Consider the following 26,979-nt stretch of genomic DNA (forward strand, 5'->3'; position numbering starts at 1 on the left):
ACAGGTGTTATCAGTAGTCAGGTGCAAAGTGGGTAAGGACGCTGACCATCTGGCGATCCAGGTCGTCGTGGCTCATAAACCCCCACGCAAGGGGTTGCCACTGGTGAGTTTTCGGGTCGACCAGAAACGTGGCCGGGAAATGGGTGACACGCATTTTTTCGGCCTGTCCGCTGTCAGGGCGACTTTGCGGAAGCTGGTCGCTGAGTTTACCGTCCACGCTGACGGCCATCAGACTGATCCCCCGCTCTTCACAGAAAGCCCGTATCACCCCGGCCATCAGGTTGTCGACGGCATTGTTGCCCCGGTAGAAAAAGAACAGGCCATAACGCTGCGCCACCTGGCTGATAACCGCATTCTGGACCTTCTTCTCTTCAGTCAGGCGGGCTTCCACCGTGCCGTTGTAATGGCTGCGCTTCACGTTGTAATCCAGCTCCGGATACTTCAGCCGGGCCAGTTTCGCCGTCTGGGTGAAGTCCGTTGCCCGGTCAGTCCAGAAGTTCTGCAGTGTCATAAAGCGGCGAAAGTTCTCCGCAGAGGGATACAGAATGGCGGTGTCCAGCGCTTCACGGGTAGCCTGCTGGAGCACCTTTTTCTGCTCTGATGGCGTCATGCTGGCCAGACGTTCCCGTAGTGTCGGCGGCGACGCCGGTTCGGGTTCAACCTCTTCAGTATTGGGGTTGTACCACTGCCATCCCTCTTCCCGGGCATAGTCAGGTACCAGTACATCATCGGGAGCAGCATGCAGTGATGCTGCCATCATCAGGGCAAGCGCGCCGGCAATACATCTCATGGCGCGTTCTCCTGCATTTTTTCGGCAATGATGTCCTGCGCCTTTTTCAGCAATGCCTGGTCTTCCGGGATTTCACTGCCGGCATTAAGATCATCATAGAAGTCGCTGAAGTTCATCACGCCAAAGTCGAGTCGCTGCAGTTCATCCACCGTGATGCCCCGGCAGTCCGGTGACTTGCCTTTACCGAACCCCACGCCCAGCTGGTCACGACGCCCCTGCTCCTGGACGATACGCGCCAGTCTGGAATCAAACACGCAGTAACCACGTTTTTTCTCGAGACACACACCCAGCACTTTCTTGCTGCAGTATTCCCCGACATACACCGTCAGCTTTTTATCCTTCGCTTTGCCGAGCGCCTTTTCCTCGCTGCTGCAGCTCGACAGGCCTACATCCTGGCCCCAGCCGGAGTCCTTGCAACAGTTATTGAAGCCCACCGCCATCTTCTTGCAGTGCTGTGCTTCGCCGGTAAAGGCGCGGACGTCCACACCATTGAGCGCAGCCACATCCTCGCCAGCGGCGGCCACTGCCGCGAGCGCCGAGACGGCCTGACCGAACATGTTGCTGGTTCCCGTCTGCGCCAGGGCGCAGCTGCCGTCCTTGCAGAAGAATTCCCCGCCGCAAATCTGGCCGTTACCCTCCTTTTTACGCTCACAGGAGTACGTCACCTGCTGGCTGACGCAGAAACCGTCGACCGTATCGGCACACTCGCTGCGGGTCACCGTGCAGGACGGATTCTTTATGAACTCCCCGCAGGTGCCTTCGGTCTCGGTCTGAGTCAGGTAGGTGTCCTGCCATTTCCAGCAGTCCTGATGAATGCTGTACGTTTTACTGCCCACAATGACGGTCCGTGTCTCCCCCGGCTCCACACACTGTGAGCCGGTCATGGCCCCTTCGGTCTTACTGAACGGGCAGCTTTCAGACCATTCAACCCGTGGCACCCATTCTTTTTCGCTGACTCTGACGTACATGGTGAGCGTAAACGTCGATTTCCCACTGGCCAGCGATTGATAAACCTGCCAGTCCCCGTTACCACCGTTGATACAGTTGCCGTTAGCAGTGCAACCGGAGCCCGTCAGCACCTGTCCTTCGGTGATGCTCATCCCGGGAGACCCGCTCAGAGTGAACATATTCGTCCCGCCCGGAGAGGTCGCGACATTGAACACGGAGTTCATGAACGTATAACGGGAGTTAAGGAAATATAAACTGGCATACACCTTCAGTTGTGCATTCATCACGACACCCGTAACCGGAGAAGTCACGCTGAATACCAGCTGCTTTCCGTTCTGGCTGTAACGAAACTGCCCCGGGGAAATTGTCACATACCGGTAAACCTCGGTGTTTTTCCAGTCCCCGTTAATGGTCGCGGTGCGTGTGCAGTACTGCTCAATTCTGGTGTCCCGCAGACACTGATGGGTGGTAATTTCTGTAAAGCTGGCAGGCTGGTCCACGCAACCGGCAAACCCGCCGCCGGTAATGGTCTCCGCCTTGTCTTTCATCGCCAGTCCCTCAGAGATAAACGGCGCATCCAGTGAGGGCTTGTTATCCGACGGCGTGTTCAGAATGGATTCGGTGATGGTTTTCCCGGCCTCCGAGGTATTCAGCGCCGTTGAACCGGGGGCAGTCATGTCGACCCCGGACGACGTCACTCCCCCGTAATAGCCGCTCTCCTGCGGTGAGTCGATATAGCCGGGGATCACTTCCGCCGGCTTAAACCCCTGTATGGCGCTGGTCCCCTGCCCTTTGCTGGCGTTACCCTGCTGCATGCCCTGATTAAACTGGTCATTGGCAACAAGCGGCGCGACCAGACAGAAAGATGCCATCGCCATCAGTAAAGGAAGACAGCGTTTCATTGCGCCCCCCCGCCCAGCAGGTTCCGGGCCGTGTCAGCACAATCCCCCTCTTCCGCCACCCGCTTCAGGGCCTGATGTAACGTCAGGTCTCCCTGCAACCGGTCAACCGTATCCCCCTGGTTGCCGCAGGTCACAATCAGCACAGGCACAGCGGTGATGTTGTATTTGCGAAAGGTGGTCGGATCTATCTGTACCCCGCCGGTATTGCTCTCTTTCACCAGTCCGGCAACCGCATTGGCAGTGGCCCGCATATCACCGTTGACCATCCCCCGGATGACCACCGGAATATTGAGTTCCGCCGCATCCTTTACGCGCTGCTTCAGCTCCTCCGGCGGCATCGAGAAGGACACAAACACCAGGGCCGCATCCACCGGGCGCTCCCCGGGCTGCATGGCCTGACGGAACTGTGAGGCCTGCGCGTCCAGAAAAGCCTGGTCCTGTGGTGCCACGGTGCGCGGCTGTTGCAGAAACTCCGGCGTCTGCAGGGCACGAAAACGTTGCCGGTCCAGCTGCAGCTGGTCGTGTATAAACTGGCGGTTCTCAGCATGGTCACTTGCCACCCCGGCCCCGCTGACCAGAAGCAGGGCCAGCGACATCAGTACTCGTTTCAATGTCTTTCTCCCTGTGACTTAAAGAAATACGCAGTTACGCTTGCGCCAGAAAAGATACCCGAAATTGCGCCGGTCATTGGGCATGTTCTTGCCGGTTTCCCAGCGGGTCACGCTGCGGCCCAGCGGATGACACTGCCCGGCATCGGGGTACTTGTTAACCAGGTGATACCGCCAGCGACTTTTAGGGATGATCGGGGACGGATATTCAAAGCACACAGCGGTGTTCTCCCCGATACTGTTCATCACCATGCCCTGGCGGTGCAGCTTAAACGCCATCCGTTCACTGAGCAGCAGCGAGGTCTGAAGCGGACTGAATTCGTTAGAGACATAGCCGTTAAACGGATACATGCTGCCCTGACTGCCGGCACACCAGAACAGGGCATCAATGGGTTTCCCCACCAGACTCGCCACGGCGTCTGCCGCACAGGCCCCCTGCGCAATAACGTTGCCAAAGAGAATGGCTTCGGGCTGGATGATCATGCTCAACGAACTGCTGTCCCACATCGGGTCCAGCTCGGACAGATAACCAATATCCAGGTCGCCGCCCTGAAGGCAGCCCATCGAGGTGATAATGTTGAGCCAGTAGGTGAGCGGGTATTTGTACCAGTGGACATGGTAGAACGCGCCTGGATTTGCGCGGTTTTCCTGTCCTCCGGTCCCGCTGCCGACGTTACCGATATTGATATTGAACCCGCCCAGATTCACCATGCAGTACGCTGAACGCGTCACGTCCGTCAGCGCCATCGGCTCCCAGTAGCCAATGGCCAGCCCCACCCGGTACAGAATGCCCATCGGGCAGATCTGGATGGGCATCGACGGGTTCGGAGTGTCCGGCTGGCGACCTTTGACTACCGGCACATTGCCGATGGTCACCGGAAAGATGCACTCCCAGCAGACATCGGTGATCGGGTTAACAAAATTCCCCTCACATTCTGCTGAAGCCGCCTGTGCCGTGCCGCTCATCCCGGTCAGACACAGAAGCATCAGCCCCAGACCGGCCAGATAACGTTTCATGGCATCACCTCCGGCGCATCCAGGGCGAACGTGTCCACCCGCAGGCGACGGCGATCTTCTGCCAGCGTCACCCGGGCCGGGATAGCTTTCAGCTTAAACTTCCGGCAGAGTGAACCGTCCTGGTCAAAATAGATACGGGTATTGAGGGCGTTCGTGGCCTCACGGACATCCCCGTTAACCAGAATGACGCGGTACGTCAGTGTCCCGGGCTTCTGTGCCTTCATCCATGCCAGCTGCTGCGGGTTATCTGCATCAATAAAATAGAGCGTGTCGGTGAACGGCACCGTATCCAGCGGGTTAATCACCTGCCCTTTATGGGCGAACACCCGCCCCTGATGGTCTTTCAGATCTTCACTGACCGTCAGCGATGGATCGATATAGTGGGTGGTGTTCTCCTGCGCCAGTGTCAGTCCTTCAACTGGCCTGGGACGCAGAGTATTTTCAATGACGCGCTGTTTGAATGCTTCCTGCTCCCGGGCCATCTCACCACTGGCCTCCATTGCCTTCAGGCGTGTCTGGATGGTAGTGAGCATGTCCTGCTCAGCAATGGGGTACATTTCCCCCCATGTACCCAGATTTTTTGCCTGTGCTACGCCGGAAATCAGCAACAGTGTCAGCAGCCCTTTTTTCATCAGTTGCCGCCTCCCGCCGCCATTCGGTGTGCCACCCCGGTCTGAATCTCATCAGTGATGTCGCCCGCCCCGCTGACCACTGCGGGCGTCACCAGGATGAGTGCATCATGGCGGCGCTGCCAGTCCTGCAGTTCCGCATTGAGGCTGGTCATAAATCGTTCGGTAAGAGCCTTAGTCTGAGCCTCATCCAGTGACTGAGCGCTGGCCTGTTCTGTGAACTGATCCAGCGTTTTTTTCATATCAAAGGACACTACCGTCGGCGTACGCCAGCTAATCAGCAGCGTCGTTACCGCCGCGTTGATACACACAATGGTGGCAGCGACCAGTAGCAGATTGAGCAGGCAACGACGGCGACGTTGCTCCCGCCGGTGTCCTCCCGCTGTGATGTTTATCCCCTTCCTGACGTCATCAGAAGTGAGAGGGGATTCAGACTGAGCAGGGGTAAGTTTTTGGTCAGTGGTCATGCAGCCTCCGCGAGTGCTTCCAGTTCGCGCATCTCATCAGGAAAGTTACGTTGTGCCAGCTGGTATACAGCGTCATGGATATCCATGTTTTGTTCCCGGCACTGGCGGATAAACTCGAAGTCATCCCCCTTTGAACTGAACATCGCGCGACTGAGCGGATCGACAAAGAGACGATGGAAACTGCAGGTATCGTTGATGCGCAGCATAAAGGAGGAGAACCACTGCTCTTTGGCATCCCCGAACTTGCCGATAACACTGCGCTCCACCTCGCTGAACTGGTTGGGACGGTTCTGGTTATACTGCTTAAACTCAGAGGCATCCTGTTTGAGGATCACCTTGAAGGCTGAGTTACCCCAGGCCGCTTTTGCAGCGCCGGATGCATCATCGGCGTCAAAGTCTTTGATGTTCTGGCTGATGGTGATGAACGCGCCACGGTGGCGGCGTACCGTACGGTAGCCGGTTTCAATGAACTGACCGACCTTCTCATTTTTAAAGTTGAGCAGCTTCCAGCCTTCGTCGATGGTGCAACATTTCTTCAGGCTGCGCGGCGTGCGGTACATTTTGTCTTCGATGTAGATGATGAGGGAAAACATCACCGCAACCAGCAGGTCAGGCTTGTCCTGCAGGCTCCCCAGCTCCAGGACGATAAAGCGGGCATCATCGGTCAGTGACGGTTCGTCACTGTTAAAGTATTCGCCGTAAATTCCCCAGGAGCAGTACTTACCGAGCAGTTCGATAATTTCATCCAGTCGGTTGGTGATACCCGGTGAGTTCTGGTATTTATCATCCTCACGGATGGCCGTCAGCTTCTGCACTACGTGGTCAATTCGGGCTTTTTCCCTGTGAGCTTCCCATGCCTCCTGAACCCCGCGCAGCAGCAGACTGTGATGGACTTCATCCAGCGTACCATTGGGACTTGCCAGTACAGCCAACTGGTCACGGATACGTTCCCCGGACTCATTGATACTGGAGATGTTGGCAAACGGATTGAATTTGAGTGATTTACCGTCCAGGTAGGTTCCGCCGACGTTTTCGCAGAACGATTTGTAGCCGTCCCCCATGTCAAAAACCCAGGCGATACCGCCGGAGTCCAGTACGCTGCGCAGGATAGGCTGGACCAGACCGGTTTTACCGGCCCCGGACGTTCCAGTGACTGCCATGTTGTAGTTGGTGTTGCCCATCCCGTCGCCGTAGATATCGAGGAATGCCAGCTGGTTACGGTAGGACGGCGTCAGCAATCCCCCCTGACACAACCGGTTGTCGGCCACCACCGGCAGCAGGTTCACGGCCTGGATACTTTCGGCCCGGCAGGTTGCCCCGCCCATTTTGATGTCTTCCCAGAGCCCTTCCGCATGAATGAAGGGGAGCATTGCTATCCAGTTACGGAACTGCATATAGGTCGGGGAAAACAGATCTATGCCATTCTTCTTGAAGGTATTAATGACCTGCTGTTCGCAGACCAGCGCATCCTCATCCGTATCCGGACAGAACGTGGTGACGTTATAGTAATAGCGGACAATACAGGTCTGGTTGCTGTTAAGATGCTCGCGGATTTCCTTCCATTCTTTGGCCTGTTTGGCCACGCCGGGAAACAGGGTGGCATAAGGAGAGTTTGCTTTTTTCTCCCGGTCGAGATACTTGCGCGTGGCTTCCCCCTGCGTCGCCACCTGGTCTTCAGCCTCCATCACCATCGTGATGACAAACGGGCTGGCAATGGTCAGGTCCGGGCTGAGCAGGTTGGACAGGTTATCGCCCCCCATCCACAGCATGAACATATCCGGGTTGTTCTCCAGCATGAAGTTCATGGCCCGCGTGGAGGTCACGCTGCCCTGACGGTCGGCAAGACTGATGAGCACATCATCCGGACGCACATCGATACCGATACGCTGGTCAACACAGCGCTGATGCAGCTCATCAAATTTACCGACACGAACCTCATCCGGGTACAGCTGATCATGACGGGCATTCAGCATCCCGTGAACCAGCGTGGCCAGCTCCTGGTCATCAGCCGCCTGCGTGTAAATTTTTGCCGCGTCCAGAGAGGAACGCAGCACTTTCAGGGTATGAACAACTTCCGTCATCACGGCCGCCGTCCGCTTCTTCGCCTTCACGCAGTAAGAAATATACAGACGGTAGTCACGCAGGGTCAGTGGCAGGCCGGTCGGGCTGTTGAACTGCTGCTGCGCTGCGCGCTGATAATATGCCCGGGTGATACGGTTAAATTTGTCTGCATGCTTCCCCTGCCAGCGGAACTCAGACAGGCCCCGGTCAAGCTGATCACCGATCAGCTTGCTGGAGACCAGGTGGAATGATATTGGCGTCTTACGCGGCAGCTTGCTTTTGATGAGATCTTCCAGCACATACACAATCTGTTCGTTAGCGCCGATAAGAGGCTCTGCACGTAGCAGAAAACCCACCGTACTGCGGTTCACAAACAGCCCACTGTCACGGTCATAGTCACGGTATGGCAGGACGCTGGTCAGCTGCGGAAAGTCCAGGCTGGCCAGATTGCGCGTCATCTCCGACGCGCCATCCGGCATCCGGAAGGCGTTCTGCAGATTTTCCAGTACGTTCAGAAATTTTTTCACCCGAAACTCCTTAATTTACCCGGGCCGGAAGAACCCAGTCGGCAGGACTGACCACAAAGGACACCCGACCGGGCTGATGGAAGGCGTTATCGCTGTCCACCCAGGGCGCAATCCAGACCGTGGCTATCTGATCCTGGCTGCGTTGTGGGTGCACAGAGCCGGGATTGTCACAACGCACGTTCTGGCATGACGGCGTCGGTGTGACCACAGAGACGGCCGGACGGTAAGCCACTGATGACGGAGTGGTTGTGACCGGCGTTCCGGCAACCGGACGGGGCGTCAGTGTTGACGTTGCCGTGTTTGTGTTTACACCTGCGGACGTGCCTGCAGATACGGTGGGCGTGGTGCTGACGGTCCGCGTGCCGGAAGGGGGACTGACGGCGGAACGGGATGCAGACAGAACCCCCACCGCAGAGGTGGCCGGTAAATTAACCAGGGAAGGCAGTCCGCCCGCAGCCGGCTTTCCCGCCTGTTTTGCCGCCTTGTCCCGGGCCAGTTGATTAGCCTTCGTCATAGTCATACAGGTATCAGACGTTGTGGCATCGCAGTCGAAACTGCTTTTGACACCGGCACAACCGGATAACAGCAGGGCGCTGCCTGCCATCAAAAGTGTGATTTTTTTCATTGATGTTTCCTGAACAATTATGCGCTGAAGGGTCTGGCTGGGAGTGTCGTGGTTTTACCGCTACCGGTTTTCCCCACGGCCATCGCATTGGCTTTTCTGCTTCCCATCCTTCACCTCTGATAATTTTTTCCCCGAATTTCCAGTACCCGCTGACACTCAGTGCAGGTACGCACGCCAGGTATCGCTTTCTGGCGCCGTTCCTGAATACGGTTTCCACAACATTCACACCGGGTAAGGCTTTCACCTTTAACACTTAACTGTTGTCTGACCGCCTGAATGTGCAGCCTGTGAATCAGGTCTTCCTGCTCCTGCAACTGGTCCAGTACGTCTGCCATCACTCTTTCCTGTGTATGCTGCCCGGACACGCTACCGCCCATCCCTTTCTCGTCTTCCAGGGCACTAACTATTCCGGATTGTGTTGTTGTGGTCGGTTTCCCGGCCGCGTTTACTGTGTGACGACCTGTCCGGTCGCCGGATCGACGGTGTCTCCTACCCTGAAGTCCTGCAGTTGCTTCAGCATGTCCGGCGTATTACCCGGCATGGCAGCAGGCGTGGATGAGGCAGAAGGCTGATTTTGCTTCTTGCGTGCAGCCGCTTTCGCGCGGGCTTCTTCCAGGGTTTCCAGCTGGAAGCCGTCCTGGAAAACCAGCGTGACTTCATTACCTGCGCCAATCGGAATGACCGGGTGGTATTGTTCAGCACGTTTGATGTAGTAATCAGAGAGGGTTTTTGCGGCTGAGCTGACACCACCGCCGAGTCCGGCCTGGCCGATGTCGGCGGCGCTCATGCTGGCAGTTGCGCCGACGCCCACAGTAGTGGAGGAGGCTTTCTCAATGCCCTTGCCGATACCATCCAGGAAGCCGGCCCCGCCTGCATACAGCAGGATCTGGCCGTTACGCATAACCACTTCGCCCTTGATGCCGTTCTTGCCCATAAAGGACACATGACCGGCAATCTTCTGGTCGATGTCGTCATCACCCAGCTTGCAACTGATTGAACGGCTACGAACGATGGCTCGTTCACTGGAAACATCCCCCCATGCCTCCAGGGTCACAAAGCAACCCGTCAGATCGAACTCTTCATCGTTAGGCATCTGAACTTTGCCAGTGAGACGCAGCTGCATCGGGGCGGTATTTTTATCACCGGTAACGGACGCATTGGCATCAGCCCCTTCCACCACGATCGCTTCAGCAAAACTGCCGGAAGAAATCCACGGGAAACGGGGCTTTTTAGGCCCGGTATCCGGCAGACTGAATTCCTGACTGTCCATCATTCCCGGACGCTGAATGGGGGTCATCACCGGCGCAGCCGGGGCCTGTCCGCCGCCTGCTGGCCAGAAACTGGTTGGGGGTGGAACATTACCAGCGGGTGCAGGTTTCCCCTGAGAGGCCAGCGCCCCCGGCAGAGGTTCGGCACTGAGAGAGTCAAAATTCTTCCCGGCCTCAAGTTGTGTCTGCAGCAACTGGTTCTGGTCTTCCAGTTCACGAATGCGATCCTGACTGCCTTTAAGGTCGCGACTGACAAGCCCCATTTCAGTACGCAGTTTTTTAATCTCTGTCTGCGTTTCCTTATTAAGCCGCTGGGCTTCCGCGATGGCAGAACGCTGGACTTTGTTATCAAATGACTGATTGACCACACCGGTCATATCCGGCGCAGGTTCTCCTTTTGGCGCTTTTGCGGGCGGCGCTTTCTTCAGGTTCATCTCTGAGACCATCCATGTCCCGGCACCGCCAGCACCAATCCCCAGAACAAGAGCGATAAGCAGGGCAACCTGACGACGGCGGACGACTTTATTAACGTTGGCCATCTTCACCCTCCCCGTTTCCACGGATAACGGTGACGGTCATTCTTCCTCCGCCCATCAGAGTCTGTGCGTTGTTATCAAACATCACGGCACGCACCCCGGGTTTCCAGAAGTCCTGCTCCCGCAGCGCCACCCCCCAGGTATTGGCATTACGCAGTTCATAACGATCGGCACGCAGCTGGTCGCCCGCCCAGGCTTTCAGGGGGGTAACAGAAAAACCACCGGGGAGACGAATACCGTCAGATAGAGGTTTTACTTCGCCGTAGCCATCAGGTATGTCGCCCGTCAGCACGGCACGGTTAAGGCTGATGAGCAGCTTTTCGTAAGCCTGAGCGGTTTCCCATTTACGGGTTTCAGGCCGTGAGGGCGGTTCTGCGCTCATCAGTCGATAGACACGACCTTCTCCTTTCACCGGAGTGGCCACGACAGAGAAGGTCTGGCCCAGCGCAGTTTCTACAAAAATCGTGAAAGTACGGGTGGCCACTGAGGTGAACAGCACACCTCCGGCCGTTGTCAGTCGCTTGTCTGCCAGCATTCCCCCAGGCGCTGTGATGGCGGTGACTTTGTCTCCTGGGATAAAAATCATGTTGGGATCGGTATTGCTGATACTCAGCCGGAACTGGCCGCCCTGTGGCAGGCTTATCGTGGAAGGTGACTGTGCCTGCGCAGCCGGTGGCATAACAACCATCATGGCTGTACCAAACAAAAACGCCGGAAGGTTATTTTTCATTCGTCACCTCATAGAACCGACCGATACGGGTAAAGCCTCCGGTGTACTTCAGACGAAGCCGGTAGGTTTTTATTTCCGTGGAAGGCCTGGAGTTACCAATCCACATTTTCAGCACGCCACGCACATCGATGCGGCCGTCAACGGGATAGACATTGATTTCTGTGGTGTAGAACGTGGAATTCACATCATTGGCTTTAATCTGTGCAGCCTCTTCCTGGAGGACTTTTTTAAATTCCTCCCGGGCCTCTGGTTCGACAAAAGACATCAGAAAAGCGTGGTTGGAATCGACCGTTTCAGGCGAGACATTGAGACGCAGGGCCAGGAAGGACAGCGTCATCATCCGGAAATACTCGGTATCGGCTTTCGTTTCGGATACCACAAAAGGCGCGTTGTAGGTCATCGGTGTGACGACTGTACGTTGCTCGTGGATGAGTGCTCTGTTGGTCACAGCCAGCCATGCCACGGCAAAGCCCAGAATAAAGACCAGTGTCGTGAGCGACAGAATAATAACGGCAATAATTTTGGTGGATGAATTACGAGCGCTAATTTCCATAATATGGCCCTGCGGTAATTTATTTTATCCATTTCCTGAAACTGGAATCGGGAATAACGCGGTAGACAACCCGGAATAATTCAGTGGGCAGATACCAGTAACACCAGTTGTATAACCAGCGGGAACTTTTGCCGCGTTTCGCCGCCCTTATCAGTTGCCAGATAACTGCCGCAATAATCAGACTGAATAAATATTTCTTGGTGAAAAACCCCCACAGCAAAACAACCGCTGCGGGGATAGCTTCATCAAGGGGCAGTCCAATAATGCGGTTCTGCTCTGACAGGGTTTTCGGGAAACGGTATTTGTCTAAATCGTTTCCCTCCATATCATTTGATGAAGGTAAGACCGACGGTAGTGAAGACGATCACCACAACCAGGCCCAGCAGGATCAGCAGGTTCTTGGTGCGGATATACATCGCCACACCGACAATCAGTTCGGCGATGATGATACACATCATGACGAATGAGTCGGCACCGAAGGTGGCTTTCACATCATCCTTGCCCCCGGCCAGCAGGTCGGTTGCACTGGCCATCTGTCCCACACCGAGTAACAGCAGCGGAGACAGCGCAGCCAGACGGGACAGCGCTTTTTTAGTGGTCACACCACGCCATGCCATCTGGCAGTACTGCCATGCACGGTTTTTTACAGATGCGGGGAGGCCGCCTTTTGATAAGGATAAATTCATAGAAACTCCATTTATATTATTTACAAAACAACCCAGAGCGGTATTGACGGGTTAAGTCAATCCGGCACAGAACCATCAGATAAGATCAATGATTCTGAAACAGAATACTTAACGTATTAATCCACTTTTTTTTCAATATACTGTTCTTCAGCAGGTACGAGAGAAAATCTGCGTAAATGATCCTCCAGTCTTAATTCAGCTTCTCTTTTTTTACTCCTCCCACTCTTGAGTGCACTCTCCATTAATAGTTCATCAATTGCTTCATCCAGACTACAGCTAACATTCACTTTCTTGCCAATTAACCCACCAATGTCAATTAGCTTTCTGATATTAGATTTTGGCTCCTTCATCTCTCGCTACCTGTTTTAATTTGCGATAGGGATATTAGAAAACGACCTTTTTTCGAATACAAGGACTTTGTCAAAAAAGTTTTTTACTTTTAAAAGCAACCAGTTATTTTTTAAAACTTGAGCTAATTCACAATCTCTTCGGAATATAGATTGATGTAAATCAAATAAAAACATCATCAAAAACAAAGCAGAAAACACCGGAAGCCTCATAAAAACAGGGTAATCCTCATAAAGAAGAGCATCCGGAGTGAGTTAAGGTCATTGATTCCAAGATCCCCCCTTATCTTCATAAGTTCATAGTATATGTCACGCTGGTAAATCCCATAGCGACGTGCAATAGATGATCTTCTGGGATAAAACGAAAATGCAGCCAGCAGGTCTACCTGCTGTAAGTTTAATTCAGGGAAAGCTTTTTCAAAGTTAACAAACTTCTTTATAACCATATAGTAAAGTTCGAAATCACTTTCCACTCCAATTTTTTTCTTGCAGCTATTTAAATGTTTCGTAACCACACTATCAGTTCTGTCCAGAAACTCTGCTACTTTTTGTATACTCATGAACTGGCAATATAAAACCATCACTTCGAATTCTTTATCTGTCAAAGATGGAAAATGATTACGTTCATACATAAAACGTGCTGGCTCAACAACAGACATCCAGGCCTCCTGAAAAAAGACAAAAGAATCCCACAAGCAATGAACAGGTCCATTGCAATTTTTAATACATGGTGGAGTTCTTTAATATTGCTGGCTTTTAAATTTTTCACACCCTCATTTGGCTTAGATAAATTAATAATAGCGATCAGACGGTTCAAATCCACCAGAACATTCAAAGTGCCAGATTTATGTGACGTGAGTCGCTAACGCGAATGTAAAGATTCCATATTTTTAAAGAGACCAAAAAAAAGCCGGAATCAGGGAAATGATTCCGGCTTTTAGAAATGAAACCTGGTTCACTCCTGATCATCCTCATCATCAGGGAAAAATATACTGACCTGCTCTCTGGCAAACTTATCAATAGCGGGTTTGATAACGGCGTAATCAAAATTACCGCTGGCAATCGACTCCTGGTTTAAGACGCTCATTTTAAGAATTTCTGTACACATAGCCCGTACCCGCGAAACGTTTTCCAGCATGAGTTTGTTGTACTCCATCTGATTAAAGCCCCCCTCTCTCTTTTCCTGCTGAATCATATAGACGCGCAGGCCCAGTTCCAGCAGCATTGAAGAAACATTGGAAAGCGATGCTTCTTCTATACCTTCCTGTTTCCTGATGGTAACGAGATCGGTGATCTGTTCATAAACATTATTGTTCACATAAGTCTGTATTTTTGGCATTTCAAAAACCTTATTAGAAATTTAAATTTATCTGATTATCAAGAGTCACATGTGAATCGGCCATTTATTTTATTAGAGTCAGTCTGGATTCACCAACTTCATACAGGCGAATCTGTTATACCGAAATTAAGGATTCGAATCCAGATTCGAATCCTTAATTTGTCTTAATTTAGTGGTCTGATTCATAGATGAATCTGGATTCGACTCCTTTACGATTTACTAAAGATTTGCATGTGAATCTAGTATCTATGTAGGACATAGAATAACCATAACAATATTGACGTAACACACTGAAAATATAGGATAATCATGCAAGATTAAATCTTGCGACGGGTGTGGGACTTTGATGTTAAGGAGCAGGCATACAGAAATATACCTACCAGGAAGAATTCAGTATTTCCGGGCATTGCCGTTTTTTATCAAAAATGTCACTCTGGCTAAAGAAAAGTTAATGAGGAATAGCTGACGTGAGGAAAACTCTGATTACAGGACTACTGGCGATAACATTTTCTGCTAATGCGCAGGACTGTTTTGAAATGGCGGGCAGGGATTATAGGATCGAGCCGGATCTGTTACGGGCGATTTCGTTCCGTGAGTCGTCATGGCGTGATAATGCGCTCAACATTGTATCACAGAGCGAATATGCTGTCGGCAAGATGCAAATACACTCACAAAATTTTTCGCATCTGGCTCAGTTCGGGATCACTCCCCGACAACTTTATACTGACAGTTGCCTTAATATTTACACTGGAGCTTACTACCTTGCCATTGCTTTTAAACGCTGGGGATACTCATGGCGGGCTGTAGGGGCTTATAATGCAGGATTTCGTGAAACGGAAGTGCAGGAGAAAAAGCGCCAGCAATATGCAAAAGAAATTCAGGCAATTTATGTTGCCATCAAAAAAAATGCGCCACCAGAGTGACGCACCTGTTTTAATCGATAGCCCGCCATATCAATCCACGTTCCGGATGTTGAATAAGACTGACATAATCCTTCAGGGCATCCTGACGGGCGACAAGATATTTACAGACTTTCGCATATTCAGCCCCCATGTCGGCTGCCTGCCAGGACAACCAGTTCATTATCATCAACGTTGCAATAATTCCGGCAGCATCGGCACTGACCTCTGATTCAAAATAATTACCAGGAATGCACATGTTATATCGTTGTTCTCCTGCAGGTGCGATATATCCGGTTTGTGTAGTAGTGAAGATAATTTTATTCGGTGCCACATTTCCACCAATGCCCTGCGGAATGGTCCAGTAGTTCCAGTAACCGCCATCATAATCTGAATGCTGGCGTAACCAGCTGGCGATCATATTGTCTGCGGTTGGTGTAAAAAAGAGGGCAGGGATGAAATCAAGTCGTTCATTATCATCGATTACACAATAGCACTGGAATTTATCTGTTTTAAATTGTTCGGCTGATTCACGAGTGGCGGTTTTGACGTTAATTGTGTGCATTCTGGTTTTCTCCTTATGGATTTATTAAATCGTTCGACTTCATCACTGAGCGGCAAAGGGCAATGAGCAGCTACCAGGAATAAATAAAAGGGCGCGCAGCGTTTATCTACCCTTTTATTTATTCCTGGTAGCTGCTAAAAGCAGCCCTCCGCGAATTGATGAAATCGGGCGATATATACTCAGGGAGAATGCACACAACCCGGAACGGAAAATCGGCGCGAGACGAATTACCGTTCCGGCCATTAAAGTGGCGGGAATTTATTACCGCCACGGTTCAGGCGGCGCATCCTTAAAGGATGCAGCAAACGGGATTTTGATGTTGCGACAGCCTGGGATGGAAACCCGCTGCCCCGGAGGGGCCGGGCAGAGACAGCGCAGCTGGCTCGGTGCGAAGCATGACAGCCCCGGTTCCCGTCAGGGAAGTCGCCCGGTTTGATATTTATTATTTTAAATACAATTAATAAATACCAAAAGAGACAAACAGAAGAATGCCGGATGAGAGGTGACAGGCGGGAATAAATAATAATATGACAATTACGCGCCTGAGTAATATGTGCGGCGCGTAGCGCAGCCGGTATTACTCAGCGCCGCAGGCGCTGCGACCTTTTAAGTCGGGCAGGTATCCCCTGCCCTCCTGATAATTTACGCTGCCTCCCGTATTCCACGCATAAAGTCCCGCATCACCCGGTATCGGTTCAGGTCTGCCAGCCGTTTTTCAAAGTCGTTGAAGTAATACACTGGCGTATACCGTACCCGGTTAAACTGCATTGTGAGCGTATTTCCGGTTACAACTTCAGCGGCAATCCCGAGCAGCGACAACTGGATGAAAGCCATATTTGCCGCCACTGGATCGATATCAATACAGCTACCGAACATATGCATGGAAGGGTTGATATCTGCTTCCAGTAAACACTCCGCATATGCAATCAGCATCCCTGCAGCCCCACAAGCCGGGTCGCTGACGGTGGCAATCCCTTCCCGCTGGATAGTATCCTGAACGCCAGGCATCAGCATCCGCGCCATCAGACACTGGACAGAATACGGGGTAAAATACTGCCCGCGAAAGTTGTCGACCAGCTCAAGCTCCATAAAAATTGCGCCGAGAAAATCATGGAATTTCGCCTCCAGCGCGCACACCATCAGGCAGAACATTTCCTGCATATTCGCGATATCTGAAGCCTGGTACCGCGCGCAAATTTTCCGGCAGTGCTCCATGCTCTCCGGCGTTCTGATTCGCGCTATATCCAGTTCACTGGCGGCGAGTGACAGAAAATCACTGAACACCTCCCAGCGCCCCAGATGGCGGCCTGTAGATTTAAACACGCTGATAAAGCGGCTGCGGCTGTACTGCGCACTCATCAGTCGCTGAACAGGGGAATATGATTCGCTCCCAGGCTGCGCGTCTTGGATATTATTTTTACTGCCAGCGTTCTTCCTGGCCACATTGAAGACATCGGCAAAGCTCAGTCGTGACATGAAAGTATCTCCGGTAATGCCGCCCCCACAAGGGGGCGGCAGGTTTCACATCACGCGAGGCCGAGACCAGCGTATACCACTGTCATGAACTGCTGCCAGTACTCCAGTTTTAAGGCCGGAACACGGGCGCGTTTACCACTGCGCAGGGCATTTACAAATGCGTTCGCCTGTGCGACGATTTGCGGGTCAAATGGCATGGTTTAATCTCCATGTTGATTTTGCGTATGCCGGATGCAAACTTTTGCGGGTGTGTCATCCGGCGTGGAATGAGCAGGCTTATGCCTGCTTTTTTCATTTCTGGCTCTTGTCTGATACCTCCTTAACGCGGGCCAGAATTTCCGAGTGGTCAAGGTTGCTGTAGTCACGCATCCGGTAATAACGGATACCGATCCGCGCATAAATTTCGGTCACGTTGCCGCAGATCATTTCTGCCAGCATGAAGGTTTCGCACTCACCGTTCTCACTGCTTCGCCAGTTCATCGGGTACATCAGCCCCAGCGCATCATGGAAAGCGTGTATGTCGATTTCAGCAGGGGCTTTCACCGCCGCCTGTTCACGGCTCAGCCAGTAGGCCCGCTCAGCCTCAGCAGTGGTCTGCATCCCCGGCACAGCGGAAGATTCAGTCAGGTGTAAATGCATGTTTTTCTCCTTCTGTTAAAAAGGGACAGCACACCGCTGCACCCGATTCATGGATCAGTAATCTGCCGCCAGTTCGTTCATCAGATCGTCACATTCACCCTGTGCGCGTTCTTCCTCCGCCAGTGTCAGCATGTAGCCTCTTTTCGCCGCTGTGCCGATAAATACAGGACGGTCTTTCAATGGCAGTTCTGCCAGGTAATTCATGGCCATACCTAACAGACGGGACTCATAAATCTCGTAGTGCAGGCCACAGCCACGATTGGCCTGTTTTTCCATGCGAGCCAACACCACATCTGCGCGAATAACGCCGAACGCGTTACGGGAATAGATATTGCGAACAAAACCATCAGTACGCAGATTCATATTTCTACGGTTCATAACAGTTCTCCTTCAGTGGGTTAATTCACACCTAAACGCTGGAACATATCTGCGATAATGTTCCGCCGTGCATATGGCGCACCAACTGCCTTCAAATCAGCCAGGACATTAAATGCATAGCTGGCGTCCTGTCCGTGGAATGCCAGTACCTTTGCAGCAATAGGTTCAGCGCCGGACATAACCCATCTTTCGGAAGATTCTTTGGTGGCGGTTTTGACGTTGACGTTCTGTGTGTTCATCCTGCTTTTCCTCTTGTCTGGTGGTTAATCTATCTCTCGGTGAGTTCCCTGGCGGCAAAGGGCAAAGGAGCAACGACGTACGGAGGAAGGAAAGGGGCGGAGACAAAAGTTTTTGCGGTCCCAGGCAAAAAGTTTTGGCGGAGTTTATATACCCCTTGGATGACGACACGGCGGTGCTACGACCAGCCCTCCGCCCGGGGACTTAACGTGAGATGGCTCACCAGATGTATGAGAAGAGGATGAACACACCCGACACGGCGGAACGGCGTGGCGTCACTTGAATGCCGGCGGCTTTATCGCCGGCATGGTGAAAAGCGGCGCATCCGTTTACGGATGCAGCAAGCGTGGTGTTGACGTTGCGACAGCCTGGGATGGAAACCCGCTGCCCCGAAGGGGACGGGCCGGGACAGCCTGCTGGCCCGGTGCGAAGCATGACAGCCCCGGTTCCCGAAGGGAAGTCGCCCGGACTGACATAACCGACACAAGATAGATGACTGAAAGAACAGAGATACTGAGCAGAGGACAGAGCGACCATCATCAACTCAATGGGCACACCGAACAGGGATGACAGGACAGCAGCAGGAGGGAAGAGAGCGGGCGCGCCGTAGGCGCTGCCGCCCTGCCCCGTTCCCGTAGGGAACCGTCCTTCCTGGTTGTTCATGCCTGCGGTCGCACCAGAGGAGGAAAAAGGGACTGCCAGCGAACCGGCAATCCCTTCATAAAGGCGCTTCAGGCATGTCAGACATCATCAGCCCCTGAATGGCGGGGGTTATCCCCCCGCCGGGGTTAGCTACTTAGCGGATTCGTAAGCCATAAAAGCCGCCACCTCCCTGTTCGTGTCCCTGTAACGTATTTCGCAGAGCGATTTCCGGGTCAGGTAAGTGAATATCAGCAGTGTGAGACACACTATTAATACGCACCAGATCAGGGTACTTCGTGGCAGTTTCATGGCCTTCTTCTCCTTGCCTTGCGGCATCTAAGAGGCTATCCTGATGTTGTCTAGGCATACAGGTGGCCTCGTGGGTTAATGAAAATTAACTACGGGGCTTTCTGCTTCCTGCCACACAACACGGCAACAAACCACCTTCACGTCATGAGGCAGAAAGCCTCAAGCGCCATCGCCATAATACCGCACTCCGTCACTGTCTGACCAGGTTTCCCGTACTTATCGTTCTGATTTTCCGCAAAAATACTCCAGTCGTTTATCCATTTCCCGTTCAATGAGTTCATCGGCAAACAACGGTGCAATCCGGTTCACGCGACGTTCCAGATTCCGCCGACGGGCAGCCGCTTTACGTTCATCACTCCAGCGTCTTATCTGTATTTCATCCAAAAAAATCGACACACACCGCATACCCTGCGCCCGCCACCCAGCGGGCCATCACCGATTCAGGAGCGGGCTGCCCTGCCTCCACCACTTCAGACACCAGTTCCTGCGGTCCGGGACACGGTGTCCGGGGCAGTCTCCAGCGCAAAGAGTAACGCCACTTCATGCATGGCTCCGATGTATCAGCTTGTTGGGGACCATCCATCGCTCCAGTTGTCTGACCGGTTCCGGGCTTTCTTTAGCGAGAGCATCAGACTCAACCATCACACTCCAGAAGGGCTGATTCGCCATCATCCAGCGTTCCATCGATGCCAGTGACGGAAAACGCTCGCTCCAGCGCCAGAACATTTCCTCCAGGTCGTACTGGCGCAGTTCAGTACCCGACCAGCGAGTGCTCCAGCTGCTAACAGTTTCCGGTGTATGGAATGCCAGCTCAATCTCCGCCTGCCCCGCCAGCGCCTGGTACGCCCGCTCACGCTGGCACAGTTCCTTGTGGCGCTGGCGGGTGTATTTTTCATCCCGCAGCTCGTCCTGACAGCGAACCCGCTCGGTCTGCTGAAAGGCCACCTCCGGAAAGAGGCGCTGACCCGCACCGACAGGAAGCGGGAGCCAGCAACACGTCCCGCGACTTTCAATCAGCGCATCGATGGCACTGAGCCAGCAGTCCCTGCTGCCTCGCAACTCCCGCGCCGTCAGCACCGGCGCAAAATGATGGATTTCCCTGATAGTGATGCGCGTGCTGCCCGTGAGCCGCCGGAAAAAGGCGCTGGCATACGGGTACATCGAGGACACCGCGCCGCACGACCGCCTGCGCTCAACCTCAGCGATGGCCTCCATCACGGCGCGTCGCTCAGGGCTGAAGGGAACGAGGGAGAGATGTGAGGGGATCATGCTGCGCCCTCCGCTGCCAGAATGCTGATGATGATGACCTGACTGTAGCCGTCCGCATCGAGACGCGCCGTCAGGCTGACGGTGTGGCTGACAAGCTCCGGCTGGTAGCCGCTCAGGGTACGAATGACGGAGAGCGGGCGACCGCTGGCGGGCACGAACACCACCATCCACGCCGGACTGATGACACCAGGACTGCATACCGCTACGTGGTAATTGCCTAGCGGGGGCGTAAAGCGTATCTGCACGGGAAAGAACCCGCCGAACTCGCTGCGGTACTCGCCGTTCATGGTCCAGTTTTCAGGGCATGATATGTCACGCATAACGGCGTGGGTCAGTTCACGGCGGAAATCTTCGCCGCTGTCCCGCCAGTTCTCCATCTCGTCAGGGGACATGGTCTTCAGCACATCGACGGTCAGAACAGTTTGCATTATATCTCCTTACTGCCACCCCCGAAGGGGCGGCCTCCCTTATCAGGCTGCATCAGGAATGTTGTTGTGATCCACAGGCGGGACGTCAGTGGCGGTAGCATCAGAAGCGTTATTTTCTGCTTCAGAACCCAGCGTTTTTGCATCAGGGGCACGCATCCAGACAGGCCCCCACTGAGGACAGTGACGGGCCATCATGGTTTCAGCCAGGTCCGCTGCGTCAGATTTCTTCATTTTCAGCGCATCGCTGGCGGCCCCGGTCAAACCGTTCTCACTGAGGATTTGAACAATCTGTGGCTTTTTCAGGTAGTCGAAGAAATTGTTCTTCGTCGGCCGCCACCATTCATGCAGATTGAATTCAACAGCACGTTCAACACCATCAAGATCACTGCGTGTGGTATGTCCCATCGTTCTGGTCTGCACACCATCGACAGAACAGGCCGTGCAGAAGACCATCAGGGACATCAGCGTCTTTCCGTCAAGGGTAAAAAAGGTGGTGAAATCCTTTTTCCAGCCTTCCGGCAACAGCGCCTCCAGACGGGCTTTTTCCTGCATAAGGGACTGCCATGCTTTTCCCTCTTCACCAGACGGGGCTTCACTGACCAGACGGTTGTGATGCACCTCGAGACGCATAACAAAGGGATCACGGGTCGTGTTGCAATAATCGAAAACGCAGGTACACAGACGCCAGACCATCAGAGCTACCGTTTTCTCTGGCTTCTGTACCAGCGCAGCCTGAAGGGCCAGCGTACGTTCAGAGGACATCTTCGTCAGCAGGGGCAAACTGATTTCGTCAACAGGTTCAGGCTGGCGCTCATATACCGGAACCTGAGCAGGTTCATCTTCCGTTTCAGACTGCTCACGCAGGATCACCCCGCGCTGGACACAGATGTCACCCTGACGCCATGACACCACCACGCCGGACTGTGCGCGCATTTCCGGCGTCCATGCCCGGAGCTGTGCTGCGCATTCGATGGCCTCCATCTCTGACGCCATCGCGTCGGTTTCATCGCTGGCGGTCTGATTCTCGTCATAATGGTCCTGCAATTCATCCATGCGCTGCTGTTCCTGATCCGAGTAAACCGCGTCAGGCTCATCCTGAATACGGTAGACCGCGCTGTCCTCGCTGTGAGAACTGACCGCGTCCAGGCGTCCGGTGGCCCATGTCCAGCCCTCGGCCTCTTTCAGGCATTCCGCAACCACCTGGAGTTTTTCCAGCAGGGCCGTATCCAGCGCCAGTTTATCCACATAACCGCCATGCTCGTCGCTGAAAAGGTCAGCGCGGACCTCATCGCCGGAGAATGCCTTTTCCCCGACAAACGCATATTTACTGTTGTTGAGGGTGGAAACCTGGCTGTCAGTGATCAGATTACGGATCACACGCACTTCCGGTTTATTGTTCCAGCCCTGACGACACGCGGCCTCGTACACCTGCTCCTGACGGTCAGGGTTATCTTCCAGCGCCAGCGCCTGACAGTGCTCGGTAGTGATGTGGTCCTCTGCCAGCGCCTGAAGAATAACCGGAGACAGCCCTGCCAGTTTCAGCATGCGCTGGACATGCTTCACACCGTAGCCCAACAAATCCCCGATTTGGGCGGGCGTTTTCCCTTCTTCAGCCAGTGCGCGGAATCCGGCGATCTGCTCGGCAGGGTGCATGGCGCGGTGTCTGCCGTTTTCGGTAAGGGAGACAGCCCGTGCCAGTTCACGCGGCACCGCTTTATAAGAAATCCATTCCTGATCCGGGTTTACCTTCCCTTCTTCAACCAGCAGACCGATCGCCTTTGCCCGTCCCCCGCCGCAAACCACTTCCAGCCGACCATCATCACATTCCACCACCACAATGTTATGGATCTGCCCGACCGCATGAATACTGTCGGCATACCCCCTGATTTCTTCCGGCGTATGTGGGACGATGCGGCAATTCAGTTCCCCGATAAACAGGCGGGACCAGGCGGTGTAACGGATGGGGGCATTGTCCAGTGCGGTAACAAGGACGTCTGACTGAGCATCTGCTTTACGCGTTGACGCTTTGGGGCTGGCTTTTTTAACCTTTTTTGCTTTAGACTCGGTTACTGACATAGTTGATACTCCTCACAGATATTGATTACTGTCCGGCCCTGCGGAGTTACAGCTCCGGCAGGGCACCTTCTTACTTACTGCTGTTTACGAATGCCGTAACGTTCGATGTAACGGTTGAGCCATATCCCGGCATCCGCTTCAAAATTCCATGCTTGCCACACCATTTCGCCGTTCTGACGCACTACCAGGCGAAAGTGCGTTCCCTGATCGTCTTCAATCGCGACATTCTGATACTGCGCTGCGACTGCTTTAGCCTGTTCGCGGGTGAATGTGCCATCTGGCAGTGACTGAAGGGGCGGTATAACGTTGCTGGTCATGTATCTCTCCTTTTCCGGCCCCGCAGGTTGGGGGGCGTTTTCATCATGCAGGTCAAAACGGGGCATCATCATCCATCGGCGGATAATCGTCCGGTAACGGCTGCGGGGCTTGCTGAGACGGCGCTGTAGTCTGACGGGGTTTTCTGCCGCCCTTCGCTTTCGGGGATTTTTCAGGAGTGCCAGCAGGTTGTGCCGGAGTGGCTGGTGTCTGCGGTTGTGCGGGTTGCTGCGGAGCCGTGTTCTGTGGCTGACCGCCGTCACGACGACCGCCCAGCATCTGCATAGTGCCGTTCTGTCCGACCACGATTTCAGTGACATAGCGCGTTACGCCGCTGTCGTCCTGCCAGTTGCGGGTACGTAACTGCCCTTCGACGTACACCTGAGCGCCCTTACGCAGATACTCGCTGGCCACTTCCGCGAGCTTGCCAAACAGCACCACGCGATGCCATTCTGTGTTTTCGCGCATCTCTCCGGTCTGTTTATCGCGCCAGGACTCCGTGGTGGCGAGGCTGAGATTAGCGACCGCGCCGCCATTGGGCATATAACGGACTTCCGGGTCCTGGCCCAGATTACCCACGATGATGACTTTGTTGATGCCGCGTACTGTCATGATGAATCTCCTTCCGTTTGTTTTGCTTTTAAAAACCATCACCCGTTGAGTTGCCGGGGCCGCGGTTTTGACGTTTTGCGGGGACCTGCTGAACGCGCCCGCTGGTTGTTACCTTCACCCGTTTGAGAGCCGTTCGCCGCAAGGGCGTAAACCAGCGCGGGCGATGGCGGATGTCCAGGGCGCGGTTTAACGCGTGCCATTTACCCTGGACAGCTGACAGCGACTGTGCTTGTCTCAGCCCCGGCGAAAGGACTCAAAAGGCTGAAAAAACCAGGCAAGGAATGAGCAGGAACCCGCCGCAACGACGGAAAGCGCGGGCGCGAAACGGCGTTGCGCCTTACAGCCCGGCGTCAGTTTGCCGGGGTGCGAAAAGCGCAGGAAGCGGCGCGTAAAAAGGGCGGCGTGACCGGAACGGTCGCAGCAAGCCTGCCGTTGACGTTGCGACAGCCCGGGATGGAAACCCGCTGCCCCGGAGGGGCCGGGCAGAGACAGCGCAGCTGGCCCGGTGCGAAGCATGACAGCCCCGGTTCCCGTCAGGGAAGTCGCCCATAGTGAAAACGGGAACGCGCAGAAAACAAAAAATTATCATCCTCCCCGCCCTGAAGGACGGGGTTTCAGGGCGCACAGGATAAGAATGGATTAGATGCGGCTTAAGAGATGGCTGACAATTATCCGGCGTGATCCCAGCCGGGAACATCAGGAGCGGAAATACTTTTCTTTTCTGTATTGCGCAACGCTGTACCAGGCCGAAGCCAGGAAAGCAAAAACGGTGATCAGCACTCTTAATTCGTCACCCGGCTCCTTCCCCTTCAGCATCAACGTTATAATGATGCCGACAACGATAATCCATGCAACGCCACTCCAGAGACGCAGTTTATCCGCCACGACATTCATCAGGATAAAATTTCCTCCCTGGACACACTGACGATAAGAATCACTTCTGCTGGTCATCTCCAGGATTATTATATTCGGGCACATTTGCGCGCGGCAGCTGCTGACTGTTCTGCCGATGAACTTCAGGCCGTTCACGGTAATAGTGGCGAAGATGTTCAGGCTGTTCCCGCTCAACGAGTTCCGGGACAACCGGCCTGTTCATCCTTTCCTGCCAGGCAACGGCAGCGGCGGCTTTATCGACTGAGACCTTATCCTGATCTTCTTTTGAGAAAGAGGCGATATTCCACTTCGACATATGCATCACCGATCTGCGTTACAGGAAGATATCCCTGATAATACGCGCATTCCAGGGCAACAGCGACTGACTAGGGAGAGGAGAGTACGCGGCGCCGCAGGCGCGGCGAAGTTTCTCTCCGGCAGGCGCAGCCTGCCAGGGTTTTCGCGCGGGCTGACAGGCGCCCTCCGGCCCGGACGCCTGCCATCCTGCTTACTGGCCTTTTCCACCCTGTAAGATGAAATGACCGCCGATGTACACGGCACACTGACAGGTCATGTATTCGCAGATTTCATCCATCACCTGCGCGGTGGTCAGTTCCCGCTGACCGGCATCACGGCGGCGGGCATTAATCAGGGCTTTGTACTGTCGCAGGATCTCACGGCTTTGTGGTGCAAGTTTCATACGTTTTCTCCCTGTCCGGCGGGTTTCCCCGCCGGACATTAATCAGTTGCTGAAGACATAACCGTCATGGAACACATAGCCGCTGCTGAACAGGTCACGCGCCCAGGCTTCAAAATCGAAATAGCTGCGCAACGGCTCCGGCACCTCATTTAACAGGCCGTTGTCCTCAACCATCTCCCGCGCATAGTCCTCCTCGCTTTCCGCCTCGCCGCAGTACGCATCATCAAACACGTCATAGTCACACTCGCCGGTATACTCCGCCCAGGCGATAAAAGCGGCTTCCCTGCCCTCTTCTTCGGCACGTTTGTAAGCGGCGATGAAATCCCAGTCAATGGAGCATTCAGAGACGAACTGCGACGGGATACCTTCCCAGTCCTGAAACATAAACTCGGCATCCCATTCATCGGCATGCAGTACCTGACAGGCCTCGTAAAAATCCTCCCTGCCATCAAACTCCGTCAGATCAAACCATTTGCCGAAAATGCTGCCGCAGTTGTATTTGTGATACGTACCCACATAAACAGCCGGTGTGGTGGTCGTAGTGCTCATAAAAAATCCTCCATAGTCGATGTCGTCTGAGTTCCGGCTTACGCCGTGCCGACACGACAGCCGGGCGAAAAGCGGAGGATGCAAGGGCATCACCGAAGCCGCAGCGCAGTAAAAAAGCAGGAGCAGGCTGGACGGTTTGACGGCGAAAACTGAGCCGGAGAACGACGGGAAGACGGCAGATAATGCCTTTGAAATAAACTGCGACCGGGTGAAGGTGACGGCGCTTACGCTTCCCTTGCATCCTCTGCGGCCCGGCTACAGTAGAGGCACGGCGTAAGCCGCAGGCCGCACAAAACGTCATTCCCCCGAAGCCAGAACATCGTGGAGGATGTAAATGAATAACGGAGCTGTCGCGCGACATCCGATTACTACAGGATGCTGTAAGAGCTCAACGAAAATGCAATCAATAAACAGGTGGAAGAAATCGTCCGTGAGGATAGTCTTTGGCTGGAGAAATCACATAGTACCCGTCGCAGGGTAGGTAATCTAAATAACCAGAGTCGGGACGTATTGAACCTCAGGCATATTAGATGATGATATACCAGATATCGATTCACAGGGTTATGCACCGTTTCTGTGGATAACTCTGAAATATTGCATTAACACAGGACAGATGTAGAAATACAGCCAGTTCCGAGTCCATCCTTGTGTAGCACACTGACATGGAATAGGAGAGGACTGATGGGACCACGGTCCCAGATGGCCATCAGACAGCGACAAAGCAGGGTGGGACCACGGTCCCAGATGACCATCTGACAGCGACAGAGCCGAGTGGGACCACGGTCCCAGTGACCATCTGACAACGACAGAGCAGGGTGGGACCACGGTCCCAGATGGTCATCAGACAGCGACAGAGCCGAGTGGGACCACGGTCCCAGATAACCATCAGACATCGACAAAGCTGAGTGGGACCACGGTCCCAGAGACCATCTGACAACGACAGAGCAGGGTGGGACCACGGTCCCAGATGGCTATCAGA

The 26,979-nt window shown here is 53.9% G+C and carries 34 protein-coding genes and 4 pseudogenes; 2 read left to right on the top strand and 36 right to left on the bottom strand.

What is annotated here, in order from left to right:
• Positions 1–10 precede the first annotated feature (10 nt).
• The 17 genes from traF to traM all read right to left on the bottom strand — a co-directional run bounded on the left by traF (position 11) and on the right by traM (position 14,033).
• On the bottom strand, positions 11–790 hold the full coding sequence (gene traF / locus OGY09_RS08030) for a type-F conjugative transfer system pilin assembly protein TraF (protein ID WP_286590206.1): 780 nt from the start codon (positions 788–790) through the stop codon (positions 11–13).
• Positions 787–2,640 (bottom strand): type-F conjugative transfer system mating-pair stabilization protein TraN, encoded by a 1,854-nt coding sequence (gene traN / locus OGY09_RS08035; RefSeq protein ID WP_286590207.1) that lies wholly within the window; start codon positions 2,638–2,640, stop codon positions 787–789. The genes traF and traN overlap by 4 nt, the downstream gene beginning before the upstream one ends.
• Positions 2,637–3,251, bottom strand: a complete 615-nt coding sequence (gene trbC / locus OGY09_RS08040; protein ID WP_286590209.1) for a type-F conjugative transfer system pilin assembly protein TrbC — start codon at positions 3,249–3,251, stop codon at positions 2,637–2,639. Before trbC ends, traN begins: the two co-directional genes overlap by 4 nt.
• An 18-nt stretch (positions 3,252–3,269) precedes the next feature.
• On the bottom strand, positions 3,270–4,265 hold the full coding sequence (gene traU, locus OGY09_RS08045; RefSeq protein WP_286590211.1) for a conjugal transfer pilus assembly protein TraU: 996 nt from the start codon (positions 4,263–4,265) through the stop codon (positions 3,270–3,272).
• Positions 4,262–4,897 carry a type-F conjugative transfer system protein TraW gene (gene traW, locus OGY09_RS08050; RefSeq protein ID WP_286590213.1) on the bottom strand — a complete coding sequence of 212 codons (636 nt, stop codon included), beginning with the start codon at positions 4,895–4,897 and terminating at the stop codon, positions 4,262–4,264. The genes traU and traW overlap by 4 nt, the downstream gene beginning before the upstream one ends.
• Entirely contained in the window at positions 4,897–5,361 is a 465-nt protein-coding gene (trbI, locus tag OGY09_RS08055) for a type-F conjugative transfer system protein TrbI (RefSeq protein WP_286590215.1), read from the bottom strand. The genes traW and trbI overlap by 1 nt, the downstream gene beginning before the upstream one ends.
• Entirely contained in the window at positions 5,358–7,949 is a 2,592-nt protein-coding gene (traC, locus tag OGY09_RS08060; RefSeq protein ID WP_286590217.1) for a type IV secretion system protein TraC, read from the bottom strand. Before traC ends, trbI begins: the two co-directional genes overlap by 4 nt.
• Positions 7,950–7,959: 10 nt before the next feature.
• The gene (gene traV, locus OGY09_RS08065) at positions 7,960–8,574 is read right to left on the bottom strand and encodes a type IV conjugative transfer system lipoprotein TraV (RefSeq protein WP_286590218.1); all 615 of its coding nucleotides are present in this window, start codon (positions 8,572–8,574) and stop codon (positions 7,960–7,962) included.
• A 110-nt stretch (positions 8,575–8,684) separates the two neighbouring features.
• On the bottom strand, positions 8,685–8,909 hold the full coding sequence (locus OGY09_RS08070; protein ID WP_020842483.1) for a TraR/DksA C4-type zinc finger protein: 225 nt from the start codon (positions 8,907–8,909) through the stop codon (positions 8,685–8,687).
• 110 nt (positions 8,910–9,019) lie between these two features.
• On the bottom strand, positions 9,020–10,381 hold the full coding sequence (traB, locus tag OGY09_RS08075; RefSeq protein WP_286590219.1) for an F-type conjugal transfer pilus assembly protein TraB: 1,362 nt from the start codon (positions 10,379–10,381) through the stop codon (positions 9,020–9,022).
• On the bottom strand, positions 10,368–11,108 hold the full coding sequence (gene traK / locus OGY09_RS08080) for a type-F conjugative transfer system secretin TraK (protein ID WP_286590222.1): 741 nt from the start codon (positions 11,106–11,108) through the stop codon (positions 10,368–10,370). The genes traB and traK overlap by 14 nt, the downstream gene beginning before the upstream one ends.
• Positions 11,098–11,661 (bottom strand): type IV conjugative transfer system protein TraE, encoded by a 564-nt coding sequence (gene traE, locus OGY09_RS08085; protein ID WP_001535119.1) that lies wholly within the window; start codon positions 11,659–11,661, stop codon positions 11,098–11,100. The genes traK and traE overlap by 11 nt, the downstream gene beginning before the upstream one ends.
• A 19-nt stretch (positions 11,662–11,680) precedes the next feature.
• Positions 11,681–11,986: a type IV conjugative transfer system protein TraL gene (gene traL, locus OGY09_RS08090; RefSeq protein WP_000398849.1), complete on the bottom strand. Its 306-nt coding sequence runs from the start codon at positions 11,984–11,986 to the stop codon at positions 11,681–11,683.
• 1 nt (position 11,987) lies between these two features.
• Positions 11,988–12,347 carry a type IV conjugative transfer system pilin TraA gene (traA, locus tag OGY09_RS08095; protein WP_286590228.1) on the bottom strand — a complete coding sequence of 120 codons (360 nt, stop codon included), beginning with the start codon at positions 12,345–12,347 and terminating at the stop codon, positions 11,988–11,990.
• A 116-nt stretch (positions 12,348–12,463) separates the two neighbouring features.
• The gene (locus tag OGY09_RS08100; protein ID WP_001535116.1) at positions 12,464–12,697 is read right to left on the bottom strand and encodes a TraY domain-containing protein; all 234 of its coding nucleotides are present in this window, start codon (positions 12,695–12,697) and stop codon (positions 12,464–12,466) included.
• A 206-nt stretch (positions 12,698–12,903) separates the two neighbouring features.
• Positions 12,904–13,353, bottom strand: a complete 450-nt coding sequence (locus OGY09_RS08105; RefSeq protein ID WP_286590229.1) for a helix-turn-helix transcriptional regulator — start codon at positions 13,351–13,353, stop codon at positions 12,904–12,906.
• A gap of 296 nt (positions 13,354–13,649) precedes the next feature.
• Positions 13,650–14,033, bottom strand: a complete 384-nt coding sequence (gene traM, locus OGY09_RS08110) for a conjugal transfer relaxosome DNA-binding protein TraM (protein WP_015062650.1) — start codon at positions 14,031–14,033, stop codon at positions 13,650–13,652.
• A gap of 467 nt (positions 14,034–14,500) precedes the next feature.
• On the opposite strand from traM, the gene OGY09_RS08115 reads away from it, so the two are divergent.
• Entirely contained in the window at positions 14,501–14,956 is a 456-nt protein-coding gene (locus OGY09_RS08115; RefSeq protein WP_286590231.1) for a transglycosylase SLT domain-containing protein, read from the top strand.
• 10 nt (positions 14,957–14,966) lie between these two features.
• Here OGY09_RS08115 and OGY09_RS08120 read toward each other — a convergent pair.
• The 15 genes and pseudogenes from OGY09_RS08120 to ssb form a co-directional block, all read right to left on the bottom strand.
• Positions 14,967–15,553, bottom strand: a pseudogene (locus OGY09_RS08120) (antirestriction protein).
• 586 nt (positions 15,554–16,139) lie between these two features.
• Positions 16,140–16,973, bottom strand: a complete 834-nt coding sequence (locus OGY09_RS08125; protein ID WP_286590235.1) for an N-6 DNA methylase — start codon at positions 16,971–16,973, stop codon at positions 16,140–16,142.
• Positions 16,974–17,023: 50 nt separating this feature from the next.
• The gene (locus OGY09_RS08130; RefSeq protein ID WP_101701187.1) at positions 17,024–17,170 is read right to left on the bottom strand and encodes a succinate dehydrogenase flavoprotein subunit; all 147 of its coding nucleotides are present in this window, start codon (positions 17,168–17,170) and stop codon (positions 17,024–17,026) included.
• A 94-nt stretch (positions 17,171–17,264) separates the two neighbouring features.
• On the bottom strand, positions 17,265–17,612 hold the full coding sequence (locus OGY09_RS08135) for a hypothetical protein (protein WP_286590236.1): 348 nt from the start codon (positions 17,610–17,612) through the stop codon (positions 17,265–17,267).
• A 54-nt stretch (positions 17,613–17,666) separates the two neighbouring features.
• Complete coding sequence (locus tag OGY09_RS08140) at positions 17,667–17,990, bottom strand: hypothetical protein (RefSeq protein ID WP_286590238.1); 324 nt, start codon at positions 17,988–17,990, stop codon at positions 17,667–17,669.
• Positions 17,991–18,010: 20 nt separating this feature from the next.
• Positions 18,011–18,169, bottom strand: a complete 159-nt coding sequence (locus OGY09_RS08145; RefSeq protein WP_227021765.1) for a hypothetical protein — start codon at positions 18,167–18,169, stop codon at positions 18,011–18,013.
• 277 nt (positions 18,170–18,446) lie between these two features.
• Positions 18,447–18,890 carry a hypothetical protein gene (locus OGY09_RS08150; protein ID WP_286590240.1) on the bottom strand — a complete coding sequence of 148 codons (444 nt, stop codon included), beginning with the start codon at positions 18,888–18,890 and terminating at the stop codon, positions 18,447–18,449.
• 129 nt (positions 18,891–19,019) lie between these two features.
• Positions 19,020–19,139, bottom strand: coding sequence for a type I toxin-antitoxin system Hok family toxin (locus tag OGY09_RS08155; RefSeq protein WP_223156217.1), 120 nt, complete (start codon positions 19,137–19,139; stop codon positions 19,020–19,022).
• Positions 19,087–19,236 (bottom strand): annotated as a pseudogene (locus tag OGY09_RS08160) (DUF5431 family protein); the annotation flags it as partial. The pseudogene OGY09_RS08160 and the gene OGY09_RS08155, both read right to left, overlap by 53 nt.
• 158 nt (positions 19,237–19,394) lie before the next feature.
• A pseudogene (locus OGY09_RS08165) lies at positions 19,395–19,722 on the bottom strand (theronine dehydrogenase).
• On the bottom strand, positions 19,719–20,447 hold the full coding sequence (locus OGY09_RS08170) for a plasmid SOS inhibition protein A (protein ID WP_286590242.1): 729 nt from the start codon (positions 20,445–20,447) through the stop codon (positions 19,719–19,721). The pseudogene OGY09_RS08165 and the gene OGY09_RS08170 overlap by 4 nt, the downstream one beginning before the upstream one ends.
• The gene (gene psiB, locus OGY09_RS08175; protein ID WP_286590244.1) at positions 20,444–20,875 is read right to left on the bottom strand and encodes a conjugation system SOS inhibitor PsiB; all 432 of its coding nucleotides are present in this window, start codon (positions 20,873–20,875) and stop codon (positions 20,444–20,446) included. Before psiB ends, OGY09_RS08170 begins: the two co-directional genes overlap by 4 nt.
• 42 nt (positions 20,876–20,917) lie before the next feature.
• Positions 20,918–22,951: a ParB/RepB/Spo0J family partition protein gene (locus tag OGY09_RS08180; RefSeq protein WP_286590247.1), complete on the bottom strand. Its 2,034-nt coding sequence runs from the start codon at positions 22,949–22,951 to the stop codon at positions 20,918–20,920.
• A gap of 74 nt (positions 22,952–23,025) precedes the next feature.
• On the bottom strand, positions 23,026–23,268 hold the full coding sequence (locus OGY09_RS08185; protein WP_286590250.1) for a DUF905 domain-containing protein: 243 nt from the start codon (positions 23,266–23,268) through the stop codon (positions 23,026–23,028).
• A 52-nt stretch (positions 23,269–23,320) separates the two neighbouring features.
• Positions 23,321–23,878: a single-stranded DNA-binding protein gene (ssb, locus tag OGY09_RS08190; RefSeq protein WP_286590252.1), complete on the bottom strand. Its 558-nt coding sequence runs from the start codon at positions 23,876–23,878 to the stop codon at positions 23,321–23,323.
• A 330-nt stretch (positions 23,879–24,208) separates the two neighbouring features.
• On the opposite strand from ssb, the gene OGY09_RS25425 reads away from it, so the two are divergent.
• Complete coding sequence (locus OGY09_RS25425; RefSeq protein WP_286590254.1) at positions 24,209–24,430, top strand: hypothetical protein; 222 nt, start codon at positions 24,209–24,211, stop codon at positions 24,428–24,430.
• Between the two features lie 144 nt (positions 24,431–24,574).
• On the opposite strand, the pseudogene OGY09_RS08200 reads toward OGY09_RS25425, so the two are convergent.
• From OGY09_RS08200 to OGY09_RS08215, 4 genes and pseudogenes are all read right to left on the bottom strand, one after another.
• A pseudogene (locus OGY09_RS08200) lies at positions 24,575–24,781 on the bottom strand (hypothetical protein); the annotation flags it as partial.
• Positions 24,782–24,812: 31 nt separating this feature from the next.
• Complete coding sequence (locus OGY09_RS08205) at positions 24,813–25,067, bottom strand: DNA polymerase III subunit theta (RefSeq protein WP_286590257.1); 255 nt, start codon at positions 25,065–25,067, stop codon at positions 24,813–24,815.
• A 192-nt stretch (positions 25,068–25,259) separates the two neighbouring features.
• A complete protein-coding gene (locus OGY09_RS08210; protein WP_015059779.1) occupies positions 25,260–25,451 on the bottom strand; it encodes a hypothetical protein in 192 nt (63 codons plus the stop codon).
• Positions 25,452–25,493: 42 nt separating this feature from the next.
• Positions 25,494–26,000, bottom strand: a complete 507-nt coding sequence (locus OGY09_RS08215; RefSeq protein WP_274660134.1) for an antirestriction protein ArdA — start codon at positions 25,998–26,000, stop codon at positions 25,494–25,496.
• Between the last annotated feature and the right edge of the window lie 979 nt (positions 26,001–26,979).

Origin of the sequence: Citrobacter sp. Cpo071 (genome assembly GCF_030332765.1) — a bacterium.
Lineage (GTDB): Bacteria > Pseudomonadota > Gammaproteobacteria > Enterobacterales > Enterobacteriaceae > Citrobacter > Citrobacter portucalensis.